General features: G+C 64.0%; 11 protein-coding genes. 5 read left to right on the top strand and 6 right to left on the bottom strand.

Annotation, left to right across the window (positions count from 1 at the left end):
• The first annotated feature begins 279 nt into the window (after positions 1-279).
• The 3 genes from AC3CCE_RS28130 to AC3CCE_RS28120 all read left to right on the top strand — a co-directional run bounded on the left by AC3CCE_RS28130 (position 280) and on the right by AC3CCE_RS28120 (position 3035).
• Positions 280-834, top strand: a complete 555-nt coding sequence (locus AC3CCE_RS28130; protein WP_023698594.1) for a hypothetical protein — start codon at positions 280-282, stop codon at positions 832-834.
• 268 nt (positions 835-1102) lie between these two features.
• On the top strand, positions 1103-1981 hold the full coding sequence (locus tag AC3CCE_RS28125) for a uracil-DNA glycosylase (protein WP_352512356.1): 879 nt from the start codon (positions 1103-1105) through the stop codon (positions 1979-1981).
• A 241-nt stretch (positions 1982-2222) separates the two neighbouring features.
• Positions 2223-3035, top strand: a complete 813-nt coding sequence (locus AC3CCE_RS28120; protein ID WP_352512358.1) for a helix-turn-helix domain-containing protein — start codon at positions 2223-2225, stop codon at positions 3033-3035.
• 18 nt (positions 3036-3053) lie between these two features.
• Here the strand turns inward: AC3CCE_RS28120 and AC3CCE_RS28115 are convergent, their stop codons facing one another.
• Complete coding sequence (locus AC3CCE_RS28115) at positions 3054-3956, bottom strand: DMT family transporter (protein ID WP_352512409.1); 903 nt, start codon at positions 3954-3956, stop codon at positions 3054-3056.
• 420 nt (positions 3957-4376) lie between these two features.
• Between AC3CCE_RS28115 and pepN the strand changes: the two genes are divergently transcribed.
• Positions 4377-7016: an aminopeptidase N gene (gene pepN / locus AC3CCE_RS28110; protein ID WP_352625971.1), complete on the top strand. Its 2640-nt coding sequence runs from the start codon at positions 4377-4379 to the stop codon at positions 7014-7016.
• 311 nt (positions 7017-7327) lie between these two features.
• Positions 7328-9649, top strand: a complete 2322-nt coding sequence (locus tag AC3CCE_RS28105; protein WP_352512361.1) for a PAS domain-containing sensor histidine kinase — start codon at positions 7328-7330, stop codon at positions 9647-9649.
• A 104-nt stretch (positions 9650-9753) separates the two neighbouring features.
• Here AC3CCE_RS28105 and AC3CCE_RS28100 read toward each other — a convergent pair whose 3' ends face one another.
• From AC3CCE_RS28100 to AC3CCE_RS28080, 5 genes are all read right to left on the bottom strand, one after another.
• Positions 9754-10227 carry an EF-hand domain-containing protein gene (locus AC3CCE_RS28100; RefSeq protein ID WP_023702181.1) on the bottom strand — a complete coding sequence of 158 codons (474 nt, stop codon included), beginning with the start codon at positions 10225-10227 and terminating at the stop codon, positions 9754-9756.
• Positions 10228-10291: 64 nt separating this feature from the next.
• Positions 10292-13258, bottom strand: a complete 2967-nt coding sequence (locus AC3CCE_RS28095) for a bifunctional [glutamine synthetase] adenylyltransferase/[glutamine synthetase]-adenylyl-L-tyrosine phosphorylase (RefSeq protein ID WP_352512362.1) — start codon at positions 13256-13258, stop codon at positions 10292-10294.
• The gene (locus AC3CCE_RS28090) at positions 13258-14733 is read right to left on the bottom strand and encodes a sensor histidine kinase (RefSeq protein ID WP_023705427.1); all 1476 of its coding nucleotides are present in this window, start codon (positions 14731-14733) and stop codon (positions 13258-13260) included. Before AC3CCE_RS28090 ends, AC3CCE_RS28095 begins: the two co-directional genes overlap by 1 nt.
• 107 nt (positions 14734-14840) lie before the next feature.
• Positions 14841-15515: a response regulator transcription factor gene (locus tag AC3CCE_RS28085; protein ID WP_023670185.1), complete on the bottom strand. Its 675-nt coding sequence runs from the start codon at positions 15513-15515 to the stop codon at positions 14841-14843.
• 254 nt (positions 15516-15769) lie between these two features.
• Positions 15770-17323, bottom strand: coding sequence for a Do family serine endopeptidase (locus AC3CCE_RS28080; RefSeq protein WP_023702184.1), 1554 nt, complete (start codon positions 17321-17323; stop codon positions 15770-15772).
• Positions 17324-17503 lie beyond the last annotated feature (180 nt).

Below are 17503 nucleotides of genomic sequence, written 5' to 3'. Positions count from 1 at the left end.
GTTTCCGGCATTTTGCTGGCTCCTGCGCTGCATAGCGCATCAATCCGCGACAGGAAACCGGCGCTGACGTGACAATGCCGATTTCGACAAAAAGTCGCGGATGACAACTCTGCCGCAAGCGTTTTGCGCGCGGCCGCGCTCAGCGTCCCATATTTTAATTGTTCGACGGCTCTCTTATCGGCCATACTTATTTCCATGCGCACGCCGTCCGGCTATTCATTGACGCGCTTCCCCCTTCCGCCCGGCCGGACCTGCCGAGCGATCCTTCTCGCCCTTTCAATGCTTACGCCGGTTCGCGCTCAGGCCGAGCCGGTGAAGGTGTGGGCGACCGGCGCCTATTCCTTTTCCGACGAGCTTGGCGGTTTCCACATCACCGGCGCCTCGGGCACCGGCACCAAGGAAGATCCGTTGGTCATCTCCGAGGAGCTGAATTCGTCAACGCCGGTGACGCTCACCATCCGCACCACCAAACCGATCCAGCCGTTCAGCACCAACGGCGAATTCGCCAACGGCATCCTGTACATGCGTATCGAGGTTCTCAACAACAGCGGCCAGGCCTGGGTCGAATTCCAGTTCGAGCTGCAGGAGATACTCAACCAGCCGAGCGTGTTCGGCGACGGCCTGTCCTTCGACCAGCGCAACAAGACGCCCGACAACATCCTGTCGAGCGCGTACGCCGATTTCGACCGCGATTTCGAACCCTATGACCGGCTCTTGTTCAAGAGTGGACAGATCGACCCGCTGAAGAGGGGACGCTTCGAGTTTCTGATCACCGACTACACGCCGCGCTGGACGTTCTATCTGGTGCAGGATCCGCGGATACCGACGGGGTAAGCGGCAGACGCCGTGAAAATCGCCACGAAATGCCCTTCGTGATTGGCGAAAGCCGACGAGCGCGTAATCTCCCTCCTTGAGGGGGAGATGGCCGGCAGGCCAGAGGGGGTCGTTGCGCGTCGAGCGCCAACCTCCTCTGTCGCCGACAGGCCGCGTCCGGTCGTGCCGACCCCCCTCTGTCGCCTTCGGCGACATCTCCCCCTCAAGGGGGGAGATTACTAACCGCCCAACCTTGCAAATCGTCTCTCGGCGGACGAATGTGCCCGGCATGACTGCCGCCTCCCCCAACAACCGATCCGACCTGGCCGAGTTGCTCGCCTTCTACGCCTCTGCCGGCGTCGACGAAGCGTTGGAGGACGCGCCGGTGAACCGGTTTGCCGGGGCAGCGCCGAAGCGCGCCGAGCGCGCAACGGCGCCTGCCGCGCCGCCTCGCGAACAGAAATTTCCGGAACAAGCCGCCGCCAGCCCCGGGCTGGACGCAAGCCGGGTGCCGGACGCGCCTGCGCGTTCCGTTCCGGCCATGGCGACGGTGCCCGACGAGGCACAGGCGGCCCTAGCCCGGCAGATGGCGGCAAGCGCCTCGACGCTCGACGAACTGCGCCAGCACATGGCGTCCTTCGATGGCTGCAACCTCAAATTCACCGCCAAGAACCTGGTCTTCGCCGACGGCAATCCGGAGGGTTCGGTGATGCTGGTCGGCGAGGCGCCCGGCCGCGACGAGGATATTGAAGGCCTGCCATTCGTCGGCCGCTCCGGCCGGCTGCTCGACCGCATGCTGGCGGCGATCGGGCTTGACCGGACTTCGGTCTATATCGCCAACGTCATTCCCTGGCGGCCGCCCGGCAACCGCACGCCGACGCCGCACGAGACCGAAATCTGCCGTCCGTTCATCGAGCGGCAGATAGAGCTGGTCAATCCCAAGGTGCTGGTCAATCTCGGTGGCCCTTCGGCCAAGACCTTGCTCAACACGAGCGAAGGCATCTTGCGCCTGCGCGGCAACTGGCGCGTCCACACCACGGCTTCCGGCATTGCCATTCCGGCCATGCCGACGCTGCACCCGGCCTATCTCTTGCGAACCCCTGCGCACAAGAAACTGGCGTGGCGAGATTTTCTCGAGGTGAAGGCGAAGTTGCGGGAGCTGGGCTAATCTAGCTGATCTCCCCCTTGAGGGCCCCTTGGAGGGGGAGATGTCGCCGAAGGCGACTGAGGGGTCGTTGCGCGTGGAGCGCAACGTCCATTTTCCGTAAGAAGGTCGCATCCCGTCGAACCGACCCCTTCTGGCCTGCCGGCCATCTCCCCCTCAAGGGGGGAGAATAGATTTCGCCTCGGCCTCCGCTATAACCTCCGACGTAATTGAAATCCCTCTCCCGCCGCCTTAATCCTGCCCGATGACAACAGTCCAAACCTCCGCCGGCAGCCTGATCCGCGAATGGCGCACGCGCCGGCGCATGAGCCAGCTTGATCTCGCAATGGGGGCTGAGATTTCCCAGCGTCATCTCTCCTTCGTCGAAAGCGGCCGCGCCGCGCCCTCGCGCGAGATGGTGCTGCATCTGGCCGAGCAGCTTGAGATTCCGCTGCGGCAGCGTAATCAGCTGTTGCTGGCTGCCGGCTTTGCCCCGAGCTTCAGCGAGCGGCCACTCACAGATACGACGCTGGCGCCGGCGCTTGCCGCGGTCGAGAGCGTGCTCAAAGGGCATGAGCCGTTCCCCGCCCTCGCCGTCGACCGGCACTGGAACCTGATTTCCGCCAATGCCGCCATCGGCCCGTTTCTGGCCGATGTTGCCGAGCCGTCGCTGCTCCAGCCGCCGGTCAATGTGCTGCGCCTCAGCCTGCACCCGAACGGCATCGCACCGCGCATCGTCAATCTCGCGGAATGGCGGGCGCATCTGCTGGAGCGGCTGAAACACCAGAACGATGCCGCCGGCGATCCCGTCCTGGTCGAGCTGGAGCGCGAATTGCGAACCTATCCCTCCGGGCTCAAGGGCGCGCGGCCGGTGCCGGTCGAGCCCAACGGCATCGTCCATCCGCTGCGGCTGGCGCATGGCGACCAGGTGCTGTCCTTCATCAGCACCATCACCGTCTTCGGCACGCCGCTTGACGTGACGCTGTCGGAACTGGCGATCGAGTCTTTCTTCCCGGCCGACGAGCAGACGCGAGCGGTGCTGGTGCGGCTGGCGAAGGAACGTGCGGAAGCTAACTGAGCAACCCCGTGGACCTCCTCACCCCTGTGGTGGCGCTGCCTTCCGCGTTCGGGTGCGTTCCAGGCCGAGTTGGCGCTCGCGCCAGATGATGAAGATGCCGGCGGCAACGACGATCACACCGCCGACGAGCGTGTTGATGGTGGCGATATCGCCAAAGGCGAAATAGCCGACGACGACGCCGAGGATCATCGAGGTGTATTCGAACGGCGCCACCACCGAAGCTTCGGCATGGCGGTACGCCGCCGTCATCAAAATCTGCGCCAGCCCGCCACAGAAGCCCGCTGCGACCAGCAGACCGGCCTGCGGCGGTGTCAGCGCCTGCCAGCCGAAGGGCAGCGTAAGCAGCGCCATGACGCTCGCCGTCGCCGAGAACCACAACACGATGGTCGCGGTTCGTTCGGTCTGGACAAGATTGCGCACGAGCAGGATGGCATTGGCGGAGATTGCCGCAGAAACGAGAGCAGCGATGACGCCCAGCACCTCCTGGTCGCCGAGCGCGGCGCCCGACGTGAGCAGCGTCAGCTCCGGCCAGGAGATGATCAGCACGCCGACCAGACCGACCGCAACCGCGCTCCAGCGATAGATGCGAATGGCTTCGCCGAGGAATAGCGAGGAGAACACCACCACCAGCAAAGGCTGGGCATAGTTCAGCGTGATCGCTTCCGGCAGCGGCAGCCGGGTCAGCGCAAAGAAGCCGAGCCCCATGGCGCAGACGCCGACGACACCACGTGCGATGTGGTTCAGCGGGCGTTTGGTGGCAAACGCCGTGCCCAGTTTTCTCGTGAAGGCCAGGAAGACGATGATCGGGAAGATGGCGAAGAAGGAGCGGAAGAAGACGATCTGGCCGGCCGGCAAAGTGCCGGCGGCCTTGATGCAGGTTTGCATGCTGACAAAGACCGCCACCGACATGACCTTGAGCATGATCCCGGTGAGAACATTAGAGCGCCGCGCGTCGTCTTCGACGCGCAAAGGACGCTCTGACACTTTGAATCTGCGCATCGTGCTTTCCAAAAATCGACATTGATTTTTGGGCCGATGCGCGCCGGGATGATCGGACAGTTTCCCGCCCGCTTCGTCTCCAGGCCCGGCTTTCACTGTTTTGTTGCTTCCCGGATCTCCGCTGAGATGCGCGTCGAACAACGCGGTACACAGGCGCCCATGCCGAACTTCGATGTGACGACGGTCATCAAGGCCTCACGATGATGGCGGAAGGGGAACGCCCCGAAATAGGCATTGGCGCAGTTTTGTCGAGTGACCGTTTCGTGTAAAGAGCGCGCAACTTTAGATTTAATGGGCCAGGACACGTCAGCGGCTCCGATAGCGACAGGGAAACCCAAGGGAATGCGAACCGATACCGGCCAGGTCTTCAAGCTCGAAGACTACCGCCCCAACGACTTTTCCATCCCGCAAACCGGCCTCACCTTCCGCCTTTCGCCAGACGCAACGCGTGTCACCGCAGTGCTGACGATCGAACGCCGCGATGGCGCCGCCGCCTCGACGTCGCTGGTGCTGGACGGCGACGGGCTGGTGCTCAAGCGCATTGCCATCGACGGTCGCGAGCTTGCCCCGGCCGAGTATCTCGCCACGCCGGACCAGCTGACCATTTTGAGGCCGCCGGCCCGTTTCCAGCTGCTGCTCGAGACCGAGATCGCGCCGGCCAGCAATGAGGCGCTGATGGGCCTCTACCGCTCCAGCAATGTCTATTGCACGCAATGCGAGGCCGAGGGCTTTCGCCGCATCACCTATTTCCTCGACCGCCCCGACATCCTGTCGGTCTATACCGTGCGTATCGAGGCGAGGCTGGACGAAGCGCCGCTGTTGCTTTCCAACGGCAATCCGGTCGAAAGCGGCGCGCTTGCCGACGGCTGGCACTTTGCAGTCTGGGACGACCCCTTCCCCAAGCCGTCCTATCTGTTTGCGCTCGTGGCCGGCAATCTCGGCAAGGTTGCGGACCGTTTCGTCACCATGTCCGGCCGCAAGGTCGAACTCGGCATCTATGTCGAGCCAGGCAAGGAGGGGCTTGCCGGCTACACCATGGATGCGCTGAAGCGCTCGATGCAATGGGACGAGCAGGCCTTCGGCCGCGAATACGACCTCGACGTCTTCAACATCGTCGCCGTTTCCGACTTCAACATGGGGGCCATGGAGAACAAGGGCCTCAATATCTTCAACGACAAGTATGTGCTGGCCGACCGGGAAACCGCCACCGACGCCGATTTCGCCAATATCGAGGCGATCATCGCGCATGAGTATTTCCACAACTGGACCGGCAACAGGATCACCTGCCGCGACTGGTTCCAGCTCTGCCTCAAGGAAGGGCTGACGGTCTTTCGCGACCATGAATTCTCCGCCGACCAGCGCTCGCGCGCGGTCAAGCGCATCGCCGAAGTGCGCACGCTGAGGGCACACCAGTTCCCCGAGGACCAGGGACCGCTGGCGCATCCGGTGCGGCCGCGCCGCTACCGCGAGATCAACAATTTCTACACGGCGACGGTCTACGAAAAAGGCTCGGAAGTCGTGCGCATGATCCGCACTATCCTCGGGGCCGAGGCTTTCCGCGCCGGCATGGACCTCTATTTCGAGCGCCATGATGGCGAGGCCGCGACGATCGAGGACTTCCTGAAGGTGTTCGAGGACGCCTCCGGGCGCGACCTGTCGCAGTTCGCGCTCTGGTATCACCAGGCGGGCACGCCGAACCTGACCGTCAGTTCGACGCACAATCCGGCGACGCGCGAGTTTACGCTTGAGATCGAGCAGTCGGTGCCGCCGACACCGTCGGAGAGCCGCAAGCGCTTGATGCACATTCCGCTCGCCTTCGGGCTGGTCGGCGCGGGCGGTGAGCCGGTCGCCTATGATGGCGTCGAGGGAGCCACCGTCGAGGACGGCGTTATCCACATCCGCAAGCGCCGTCACATGGTGCGCTTCTCAGGCGTCGCCGAGCGGCCGGCGGTGTCGCTGAACCGCGGCTTTTCGGCGCCGATCACGCTTTCGGTCGAGCAGAAGGCCGACGACCAGTTCTTCCTCGCTGGCCATGACAGAGATGCCTTCGCGCGCTGGCAGGCGTTCAACACGCTGCTCACCGATGCGCTGATAGCGGCTTTCCGCCAGATCCTCGGCGGCGCGAAAACGGTTTTCACCGCCAGGCTGACCGGACTTGCCGGGAAGATCGCCGGCGACGAGACGTTGGAGCCTGCCTACCGGGCACTGGCGCTGTCACTTCCCGGCGAGGCCGACATTGCCCGCGACCTCGGCACTAACATCGATCCCGACGCCATCTTTGCCGCTCGCGAGGCGTTGGCGCTGGCAATCGCGCGCGCCAACAAAGACAGCTTCGCCAAGCTCTACGGCCGCCTAGCCGACGACGGGCCGTTCAGCCCCGACGCGGCAAGTGCGGGACGCCGCGCGCTGCGCAACATCCTGCTCGACTACCTCTCGCTGCAGCCGGAAGGTGCTGCGCTCGCCGCCCGGCATTTCGAGGTCGCGACGAACATGACCGACCGCGCCGCAGCGCTGACCGTCCTTGCGCACCGCCATGACGGTTCGCCGGAGGCGATCAAGGCGCTGGCCGATTTCGAGGCGCGTTATGGCGCCGATCCGCTGGTCATGGACAAATGGTTCCAGATCCAGGCCAGCGTGCCGGGACCCCGGACAGTCGATACGGTACGCAAGCTGACTGGTCACGCAGCTTTCTCGATGGCCAATCCGAACCGGGTGCGTTCGCTGGTCGGCACATTCGCCAGCGCCAACCAGACCGGCTTCCACCGAGCCGATGGCGAAGGCTACCGGTTTTTTACCCAGACCGTACTCGAGGTTGAAAAACGCAATCCGCAGGTGGCGGCCAGGCTGGCGACAGCGCTGCGCTCCTGGCGCTCGCTGGAGCCGGGCAGGCAAGCCAAGGCAAGGGAAGCGCTGCTGGCGATCGCCAATGGCGAAAACCTGTCGGCGGATTTGCGGGACATTGTGGAGCGTACGCTGGCCTGATCCCTCCCCCTTGAGGGGAGAGTGGACAGCCGCCGAAGGCGGATGGACGGGTGGGGTCGTTGCGGCAGTGCGCGACCTCGACCAACTTCGACCGTGATTGAGAGAGTCGAGCGCTTCGCCGAGGACCCCACCCGGCCCTTCGGGCCACCCTCCCCTCAAGGGGGAGGGATTTCAGCGTTATTTCAATCAATTTTTAATGTTTTTCGGCCGCGCCTCTGGACAAGGCGAATCACCTTTGATTCTTTACAGACGATTCGGACGTGCGGTGTTGCCGGATCGTCAAGCGTACGGAAATTCGGGGAGTGCCATTTATGGCCAAGGCGGACGCGTGGGGCGCGCCCGAAGGGACGGCTTTTGAGCGCCGCAAGGCGCGAGGCGACGGCCTCGCCGGCAATACGCGGCTCATCGCTGAACCAGCCTACCGGCGGCTCCTGGCTGCCGAACCCCTTCTGCGCCGTTCGATACCGGCTCTCATCATCATCTTCCTGATCGTCATCGCCGCACTGCGCGTGCTGTCGCTGATGAACGAGCGCGACGAGGCCGAGCGCGACGTCAAGGCGGTGCTGGGTCTCGCCGCCGGCCAGATGGCGAACGCAATCTCGGCCGACCCGACCGCGGCATCCAGCGGTGCAATTGATCTTCTGGAAAGCACGAGCCGCCAGGGCGCCATGGGCAGAAGCCATGTGCTTGTGATCACCGACAGCGCCTTCAAGATCATTGCCGTGTCGCCGCTGTCGACCGGCTGGCAAGGGCGATCGCTGGACAGCCTGGTGCTGGACGGCCAGCCGCTGTTCATGTTCGGCGACCGCGCCGGGGTCATGGATGTCAGCATCGGCGGCCAGGACTGGTACGCGGCGGTGAGCCTGACCCGGGACCGCAAGAACGCCGCCGCCGTGCTGGTGCCGCAGGAAGCAGTGTTCGACAACTGGCGCAAGACCGTCTCGCTCAACGTCACGCTGTTTGTGCTGACAGCCGGCGTGCTGATCATCATCCTCTACGCCTATTTCGGCCAGGCATCGCGCGCCCAGACAGCCGACCGCATCTATCTCGAAGCCCATCAGCGCATCGACATGGCGCTGGTTCGCGGTCGCTGCGGCCTGTGGGACTGGGACATGGTGCGCGGCAAGATGTACTGGTCGCGCTCGATGTACGACATGCTGGGCTACGAGCCCTGCAACTCGATGCTGTCGTTCGGCGAGGTCGACGACATCATCCACCCCGAGGACGGCGACCTGTTCGAGCTGGCCAACAAAATCGTCGAGCGCGAGATCGACCATATCGACCAGGTGTTCCGGATGCGTCACGCCGACGGCCAGTGGGTGTGGATGCGCGCCAGGGCCCAGGTGATCGACCCGGAAGCGCCTGAGATCCAGCTGATCGGCATTGCCGTCGACGTCACCGAGCAGCGGCATCTGGCGCTGCGCTCGGAGGCGGCCGACCTGCGCCTGCGGACCGCGATCGAAAACATCAACGAATCCTTCGTGCTGTGGGATGCCGCCCAGCGCCTGATCATGTGCAATTCCAAATACCAGAAGGACAACGGCCTGTCGGACCGCGACGTCATGCCGGGCGCTGCGCGCGCCGTGCTTGAAGAGCGCATGCTGGCCTTCGCCTCTGAACGGCGGCTGGCCAACACCAACGGGCCGCAAGGGGGCGCAACCTTCGAGCGGCAGCTCTCCGACGGCCGCTGGCTGCAGGTCAACGAACTGAGGACCCGGGACGGCGGCACGGTCTCCGTCGGCTCCGACATCACCCAGATCAAGCTGCACCAGGAAAAGCTGGTCGACAGCGAGCGCCGGCTGATGGCGACCATCCACGACCTCAGCCTCGCCCGCCGGGCCGAGGAAGAGCGCGCCAAGGAACTGGTCGAGCTCAACCGCGAATATATGAAGGAAACCGAGCGCGCCGAGGCCGCCAATCGGGCCAAATCCGAATTCCTAGCCAACATGTCGCACGAGCTGCGCACGCCGCTCAACGCCATCATCGGGTTCTCCGAACTGATGGAACAAGGCCTGTTCGGGCCGCTCGGTTCGCCGCGCTACGAGGAATATGCCAACGACATCAACGGCAGCGGCAAATATCTGCTCGGCGTCATCAACGACATACTCGATATGTCGAAGATCGAAGCCGGCCAATTCTCGGTGGACCGCGAGGAAATCGATCTCTGCCCGCTGATCCGCGAGACGGTGCGGGTGATCTCGCTGCAGGCGGCGGAGAAATCGATCACAGTCGAAACCCGCATCGCCGATACGATGACGCTGTTCGCCGACCGCCGGGCGATCAAGCAGATCGCCATCAATCTGCTGTCGAATGCGGTGAAGTTCACCGGCCAGGGCGGCCATATCTCGGTGCGCGCCCGCAACACGTCAGGCGCGCTGGTGCTGACCATCGAGGACAATGGCTGCGGCATTCCGAAGGAGGCACTGAGCAAGCTCGGCCGCCCCTTCGAACAGGTGCAGAACCAGTTTTCGAAGAACCACGCCGGCTCCGGCCTCGGCCTTGCCATCTCGCGCTCGCTGGCCGAGCTGCAGGGCGGCGCGCTGAAAATCCGCTCGACCGAAGGCGTCGGCACGATCGTGTCGGTGCGCATTCCGGTGAAGAAGCCGGCGCTGGCGGTGAAGGCGGCGGCCTGACGGCCCGCCAATGCGAGCGGTGCTCTCCGCCGCGTTCAAGGACTGAGTAGCCCCGGTCATGTAAGGGCTCCGGCGGCTTTCGCCGCCGGAGACATATCGCCATTTCACTCCATGCTGTCGTCGCCGCCGTCCCATTGGTGGTGGCGGCCCATGCGGCCTTTCTTTGGGAGTTCGTTGCGCTCGATCTTGCCGTCATTGTTGCGGTCGAGCATGGCGAACACCTTCTTCTCGCGCCCGGTGATGTCGTCCGTGGTCAGCGTGCCGTCGCCCTTGCTGTCGTAGCGGGCAACTATGCGCTTGGCCATTTCCTCGAACCGCGCCTTCTCCAGCGCGTCAGCGAGCTGGGCGACTGTCAGCTTGCCGCCATTATCGGCGACCAGCTTCTTCAGCCGCGCGTTCATGGCGTCGGAAAACTGGTCGAAGCTGATGGTGCCGTTGGAATCCTTCATCGCCTTGTCGAGGCGCATCATCGCGCCCTCGCGCATTCTGGCGCTGGCATTGTTCTCGGCATAGGCGGTGGTGCCAACGGCGCCGGCAAGCGCGACAAAGGCAAGGGCAAGTCCGGTTGTCTTTCTCATGGGTATCTCCTGTTGCATCGTCACCCCCGATGCGATCCGAAACAGCCGCCAACGCTTCACGCCCTCACGACCGTTTCGTACGAAGCAAAAGGTTGAAATCCTTTCTGACCTTTTGCGACGTTTCCTTGAGATGTGCTTCCAGCACACCGAAATCCGGCAGGTCAGTCACCGCCAGAAGCAGATCCGACAATCCCGGCGGAACGTCATCGCGTTCGAATGCACCGGTGAGGCAAAGCCGCGTCATCTGGGTCAGCGCCAGATAGAGTTGGTAGGCTTCGCAAAGCTGCTGCCTGACGTCAGCCTCGGCGAAATCCGGCGACAGATGCGCCAGGATTTCGCCGGTCGCGGTCACCCTGCGGCCGGCTTCGACCTGCCCGGTTATAACCGCCACCTGCGCGATGAATTCGAGGTCGATGAGGCCGCCGGAGATGAGCTTGATGTCCCAGAGATCGCGCGGCGATTTTTCCTTCTCGATCAGCGCGCGCATCTCGGATGCCTCTGCCCTCACCTTGGCGGCATCGCGCGGCAAGGCCAGAAGTGCCGCCACCTCGACCTCGACCTCGGCGCAAAGGGCCGCGTCGCCGCCGATGGCGCGCGCCCGGGCCAGCGCCATGTGCTCCCAGGTCCAGGCCTCCTGGCGCTGGTATTTCGTGAAGGCATCGATGTGGGTGGCCACCGGCCCCTTGTTGCCGGATGGCCGCAAGCGCAGGTCGAGCTCGTAGAGAACGCCTTCGGCGGTCGGCGCCGAGACAGCCGCGATCAGCCGCTGCGTCATCCTGGTATAGTAGTGCGATGGTGCGAGCGGCTTGTCGCCGTCGGACTCGTCGGCATTCGCGTCGTGGTCGTAGAGCAGAATGAGGTCGACATCGGAGCCGGCGGTGAGCTCGCGGCTGCCGAGTTTGCCCATGCCGAGCAGCGACACGGTGCCGCCGGCGATGCGGCCATGACGCAGCGCGAATTCGGTGGTCACCGCCTGCAATGCGGCGTCGATGGTGAGGTCGGCGAGATCGGAAAAGGCGCGGCCGGCGCGCGCCGGGTCGATCGAGCCGGCGAGCAGCCTGACACCGATCAGGAATTTCTGCTCGGAGGCAAAGATGCGCAAACGGTCGAGCACGTCCTCATAAGCCCGGTCGCCTTCGATGAAAGCGGCCAACCGCGCTGAGAGATAGGCTCGGTTGGGCAGTTCGGCGAGCAGCGCCGGGTCGAGCAGACCGTCGAAGACATGCGGGCGCCTTGTGATGATTGCCGCCAGCCGAGGCGCGGCGCCCATGATCGTCGCCATTAGTTTCAGCAGGGCGGGATTCGACTGCAGCAGCGAAAACAGCTGGATGCCGGCGGGCAGGCCGGCGAGGAATTCGTCGAAGCGAACCAGCGCCTCGTCGGCCCGGCGCGTCTGGCCGAAGGCTTTGAGCAGCGCCGGCGTCAGTTCGGTCAGCCGCTCGCGCGCTTCCGCCGACTGGGTGACGCGGTAGCGGCCGAAATGCCAGCCTCGAATCACCCGGCAGATGTCGCTTGGCCGCTGGAAGCCAAGGCCGTGCAAGGTCTGCAGCGTGTCGGGATCGTCGACATCGCCGGTGAAGACCAGATTGCCGACGCCTGCCGATAATTCAGGCGCGGTCTCGAACAGCGCGGCGTAATGGCGCTCGACCTCATGCAAAGCCGCGCGAAAGGTTTCGGCAAATCTGGCGGCATCGGCAAAGCCCAGCATATGGGCGATGCGTTCCAGCCCTTCATCATCGTCGGGCAGAATATGCGTCTGCTCGTCGGCGACCATCTGGATGGCGTGTTCGACGCGGCGCAGAAACCAATATTGCTGCGTGAGCGCGTCGCGTGCATCGGCGGTGATCCAGTTGCGCGCCGCCAGCGCACCCAGCATCGGCACCGTCTCGCGGCCGCGCAGCTCCGGAAAACGGCCGCCGGCGATCAGTTGCTGGGTCTGGACGAAGAACTCGATTTCGCGAATGCCGCCGCGGCCGAGCTTGACGTTGTGTCCTTTGACCGCGATCTCGCCATGACCCTTGTGGGCATGGATCTGGCGCTTGATCGAATGAACGTCGGCGATCGCCGCATAGTCCATGTATTTGCGCCAGACATAGGGCTGCAATTCCCGCAGGAACGCATCCCCGGCATCGAGATCGCCGGCCACGGGACGCGCCTTGATCATGGCGGCGCGCTCCCAGTTCTGGCCGCGCGCCTCATAGTAGCGAAGTGCTGCCTCGACCGGGATCGCCAGCGGCGTCGAGCCTGGATCGGGACGAAGCCTCAAATCGGTGCGGAAGACATAGCCGTGCCCGGTGCGGTCCTGCAGGATGCGGACCAGCCTGCGGGTCAGGCGCGCAAACAGCTCTGTGGCGTCGAGCGGATCGACGATCGCCGGCGCATCCGGATCGAAGAAGACGACGAGGTCGATGTCGGAGGAGAAATTCAGTTCATGCGCGCCAAGCTTGCCCATGCCGAGCACGATCCAGCCGGATTGCCGTGACGGATTTTCGGGATCGGGCAATTTGAGCTTGCCTTGGCTGTGCGCCTCGCGCAGCAGGAAGTCGACCGCCGCGCAGGTGCAGGCATCGGCGAGATTGCTGAGGCGCCTTACCGTCAGCGCTGCATCGGCCTCGCCGGAGAGGTCTGCAAGTGCGATCAGGAAGTGAGCTTCACCCTTCCACTGCCTGAGTTCCGTCATCAGGCTGGATTCGGAAACGGTCTCGGAAAAGGCGGCCTTGCCGATCGCTTCGGCGATGGCGAGCAGCCGAGCCTCGACACTGCCATCGAACAGCGCGTCGAGGATTTGCGGCCGGCGGCGCGCGACATCGCGGAGGAAAGGCGAGAGATCGAAGACGGCAGCGAGAAACTCCTGGGCCGCGCCCTTGCCTCCTAGGAATTTCGCCAGCCGCGGCAGGTTCTCGTCCTTGGCATCGCCAGCGATCTCCGACAGTTCACGCCGGGCGCGGGTCTCATCCAGCGGCGCGAGCTGCGCCGCCAGTTGCAGGCGCCATTCGGTCTCGATCCGTTTCTGCGCCATCCGCACCGCCATCAATGGTCCTCCCGCCCCGGGAAGCTCATGATAACGGACAATCCGGGATTGGCAGGCAGAAGTTCAAGCCGGCCATTGTGAAAAGTCATGATCGCCTTGGCGAGGCTGAGACCAAGGCCGGATCCCGGCTGCGAGCGGCTCTTTTCCAGCCGCACGAAGCGCTCGGTCGCCCTGGCGCGGTCGGCATCGTCGGGGATGCCATGGCCATTGTCGGAAACGGAAAGGCGGATTTCGTGACCGACGCGCTGCAGGGCTACGCGCACGGCAGGCTTTTCCGTCGCATCGGTCGAGTATTTGATGGCGTTGTCGACGATGTTCGACAGTGCCTGGCCGATCAGCTCGCGGTTGCCATCGACGGAAAAATTCCCGTCCGCGGCAGTTTCAAGCACCACGCCAGCCTCCTCCGCCACCGGCTCATAAAGCTCGACAACGTCATGCACCGCGGCGGCGAGATCGACCTTGCTGGTGCTCTCCGAGGAATAGCCGGCCTCCAGCCTGGAGATCATCAGGATGGCGTTGAAGGTTTTTATCAGCTGGTCGGATTCGGCGATGGTGCCTTCCAGCGCCTGCCGGTAGTCGGTGGTCTTGTGCTTGCCCGAAAGTGTCGCCTCAGCGCGGTTGCGCAGTCTGGTCAGCGGCGTCTTCAAATCATGGGCGATGTTGTCGGAGACCTGCTTCAGCCCTTCGTTGAGCGTCGCTATCCTGGCCAGCATGGTGTTGAGGTTTTCCGACAGGCGGTCGAACTCATCGCCGGCGCCGGTCACCGGCAGCCGTCCCGTGAGATCGCCGCCCATGATGCGGCGGCTTGCCTCCGAGACGCTGTCGATGCGCTTCAGCGCGGCGCGGCCGACAAGGAACCAGATCAGCAGCCCGCCCAGGCCCATCATGCCCAGCGCCAGCATCAGGGCGCGGCGGACGACGGCGCGGAAGCGCTCGGGCTCGCCGAGATCGCGGCCGACCAGCATGATCATCTGGTTGGGCAGCCGCAGCACCAGCGCGATGGCGTTGTGGCCCTTCTCGCCCTCGGACTGAATTTCGGTCTCGCCGGGCTGCGCGCCATTCGGGTCAGAAGCCTGGTTGCGCTGCCGTTCAAGCTCACCTTCGCCGAAACGGCGATAGGAGAAGGGTTCGGTCGTCCAGCCATCGGTCTCGAGCACCCCCGGTGCCAGGCTCTGCACGTTGCCGGTGAGGATCTGGCCGTTGACATCGGCAATGAGATAGAGGTTGGCGCCGGGCTGGCGCGAGCGCTGCTCGACGACGCGCACCAGCCGCGGCAGGCCGCCGCTCTGATAGGCACGGGCGAGGCCGAGCACCTCGTCATTGATGGTCTGCTGGGTCTGGCCGGTCAGCATGCGGGCCGACAACGACGTCATGTAGAAGACCAGCAACACGGCACATAGCGCGAAAAGCAGGAAATAAAGCGCTGAAAGCCGCGCCGCCGTCGTCCTCATGATGGCCGGCAGGGAAAGGGCCATCGAGTTCTAGCTCATGATGAGATTTGGCTGAAATCTCATCATGACCTACCCCTTTGTTGGAGCATGATCTTCTCCAAAAACCGGTACCTACTTTTTGGGATCATGCTCTAGCCGCTCTTCAGCATATAGCCGGCGCCGCGAACCGTATGCAGGATCGGCTTGTCGAAACCCTTCTCGATCTTGCCACGCAGGCGCGAGACGTGAACGTCGATCACGTTGGTCTGCGGATCGAAATGATAGTCCCAGACATTTTCGAGCAGCATGGTGCGCGTCACCACCTGGCCGGCATGGCGCATCAGATATTCGAGCAGGCGGAATTCGCGCGGCTGTAGCGTGATCTCGCGCGCCGCGCGCTTGACCGAATGGGACAGCCGGTCAAGCTCGAGATCGCCGACCCGGTAGACGGTTTCGGCCTCCCTGGCGCTGGCGCGGCGGTTCAGCACCTCGACGCGGGCGAGCAATTCGGAAAAGGCATAGGGCTTGGTCAGATAGTCGTCCCCGCCGGCGCGCAGACCGGTGACGCGGTCATCGACTTCGCCCAGCGCCGACAGGATCAGCACCGGCGTGGTGTTGCCGCGCGAGCGCAGGCCGGCAATGACGGAGAGCCCGTCGCGGCGTGGCATCATGCGGTCGACGACCATCACGTCATAGTCGCCGGCATCGGCCAGCGCAAAGCCGGTTTCGCCGTCGCCGGCGACATGGGCGGTGTGCCCAGCCTCGGCAAAGGCCTTCTGCATATAGTCGGCCGCCTCGCGATCGTCTTCTATGACGAGAATCTTCATAGAGCCGTTATACGCGATTTCGCCGGAAGATTGAGGGGCCGCCATAAGCGCAAAAGCTTTCGTTCAAGCATGTCGTTTTGCAAAAACCGCCGTGCACTTTTGGGCGACATGCTTCGATGTTAGAGCGGCAGCGGGCGATGGGGGCCCGCTGCCGCCGGGGGCAGAACACGATGACTGACTAACGCGTTCGGCCCCTTGCTTCCCGTGCGGCGGCTCGGGGGTGTTGAAACCGCCGCACTGGAAACTGTGTGATGTCAGCCTTTGGCGACTGGCAGCGCGACGAAGCGGTTTGAATCGTCGCGGGTGATCTGCATCAGCACCGCCTTGCGGCCGGACTTGACCGCATCGGCCATCGCCTTGGCGACGTCGTCGGTGCCGTTCACCTCCGTCGAATTGACCGAGGTGATGACATCGCCGGGCTGGATGCCGCGGTCGGCGGCATCGCTGTCGGGATCGACATCGGTCACCACCAGGCCCTTGCCGTTTTCCGACTTGGTGACGGTGAGGCCGAGATCGGCCAGCGCGGCGGGCTTTGCCGGTGCCGCGGGCTGCTGCGGGTCGGCCGAGGCCTGCTTGTCAGTGGATGGCAACGTGCCGAGATCGACCTTGATGGTCTGGCTCTTGCCGTCGCGCCACACCGTGACGTCGACCGACTTGCCGGGTGGGTAGGCGCCGATCAGACGAGCCAGTTCCTTCGGCGATGCGACGTCCTTGCCTTCGACCTGGGTGATCACGTCACCGGCGGTGATGCCGGCCTTCTTGCCGGGGCCACCGTCCTGGGCGCCCGAAACCAGAGCCCCGTTCTGCGACTTCAGGCCCAGCGATTCGGCGATGTCCGATGTAACCGGCTGGATTTCGACGCCGAGCCAGCCACGCTGCACCGAGCCGCTCTTCATCAGATCCTGCACCACCTGCTTGGCGGTCGAGGCCGGAATGTCGAAGGCGATGCCGACGCTTCCGCCCGACGGCGAGAAGATCGCGGTGTTGATGCCGACGACCTGGCCGTTAAGGTTGAAGGTCGGGCCGCCCGAATTGCCGCGGTTGACCGAAGCGTCTATCTGGATGAAGTCATCATAGGGACCGGCGCCGATATCACGGCCACGGGCCGAGACGATGCCGGCGGTGACGGTGCCGCCGAGGCCGAACGGATTGCCGACGGCCACCACCCAGTCGCCGACGCGAACCTTGGAATCGTCGGCGAAATCGACATAGGTGAACTTGCCGACGCCATCGACCTTGAGCACCGCCAGATCGGTGCGCGGATCGGTGCCGATCAGCTTGGCGTCAAGCTCCTTGCCGTCATTCATCACCACTGTGAAGGCGGAGCCTTCCTCGACGACATGGTTGTTGGTGACGAGATAGCCGTCATCGGAGATGAAGAAGCCAGAACCCTGCGCCACCGGACGCGGCTGGTCGTTGTTATGGTCGCGGTGGCTGAAGCGACGATTGCCGCCGTCATGGCCGTTCTGATCACCAAAGCCGCGGAATTGCTTGAAGAACTGGCGCAGCTGCGGATTGTCGGGCAGGTTGTTCATGCCGTCCGGATCGTCGGACTGGTCGGAGCCGTCATCGGCGGCAGGCTCGATCTTGGCCTTGACCTTGACGCTGACCACGGCCGGCGAAACGCGCTCGACGACATCGGCAAAGCCCGGCACCTGGGGCGCTTCGACCCGCACGGCGTCGGCCAGAACGGGAGCTGTACCAGTGGCAACGGCGCCGAAACCGATGCCGCCGGCAATGGCCAGCGAAGCGGCGGCGGCCAACAGGCGTTTGCGGGTGCGGGAATATGGGTTGGGGGCGATAGTCATGGGTCTCGTATCCTCTTTTCACTGGATGCGGCTCAGGCAGAGCATCCTCGGACAAGAGAAATAGAGAGGCGCACATTACGGCGCCATTTCCGGTGCATGAAAGTTTTGTAATGTTGGGCGGTCGCACAAATCGCTTGGTTGCGCTCGCCTGCTGCCCTATGTTGTACACAACTCAGCACA

Source organism: Mesorhizobium sp. P160187 (assembly GCF_057766425.1).
The sequence above is the reverse complement of the archived record's forward strand: the minus strand, read 5'-3'. Positions and strand labels throughout refer to the sequence as shown.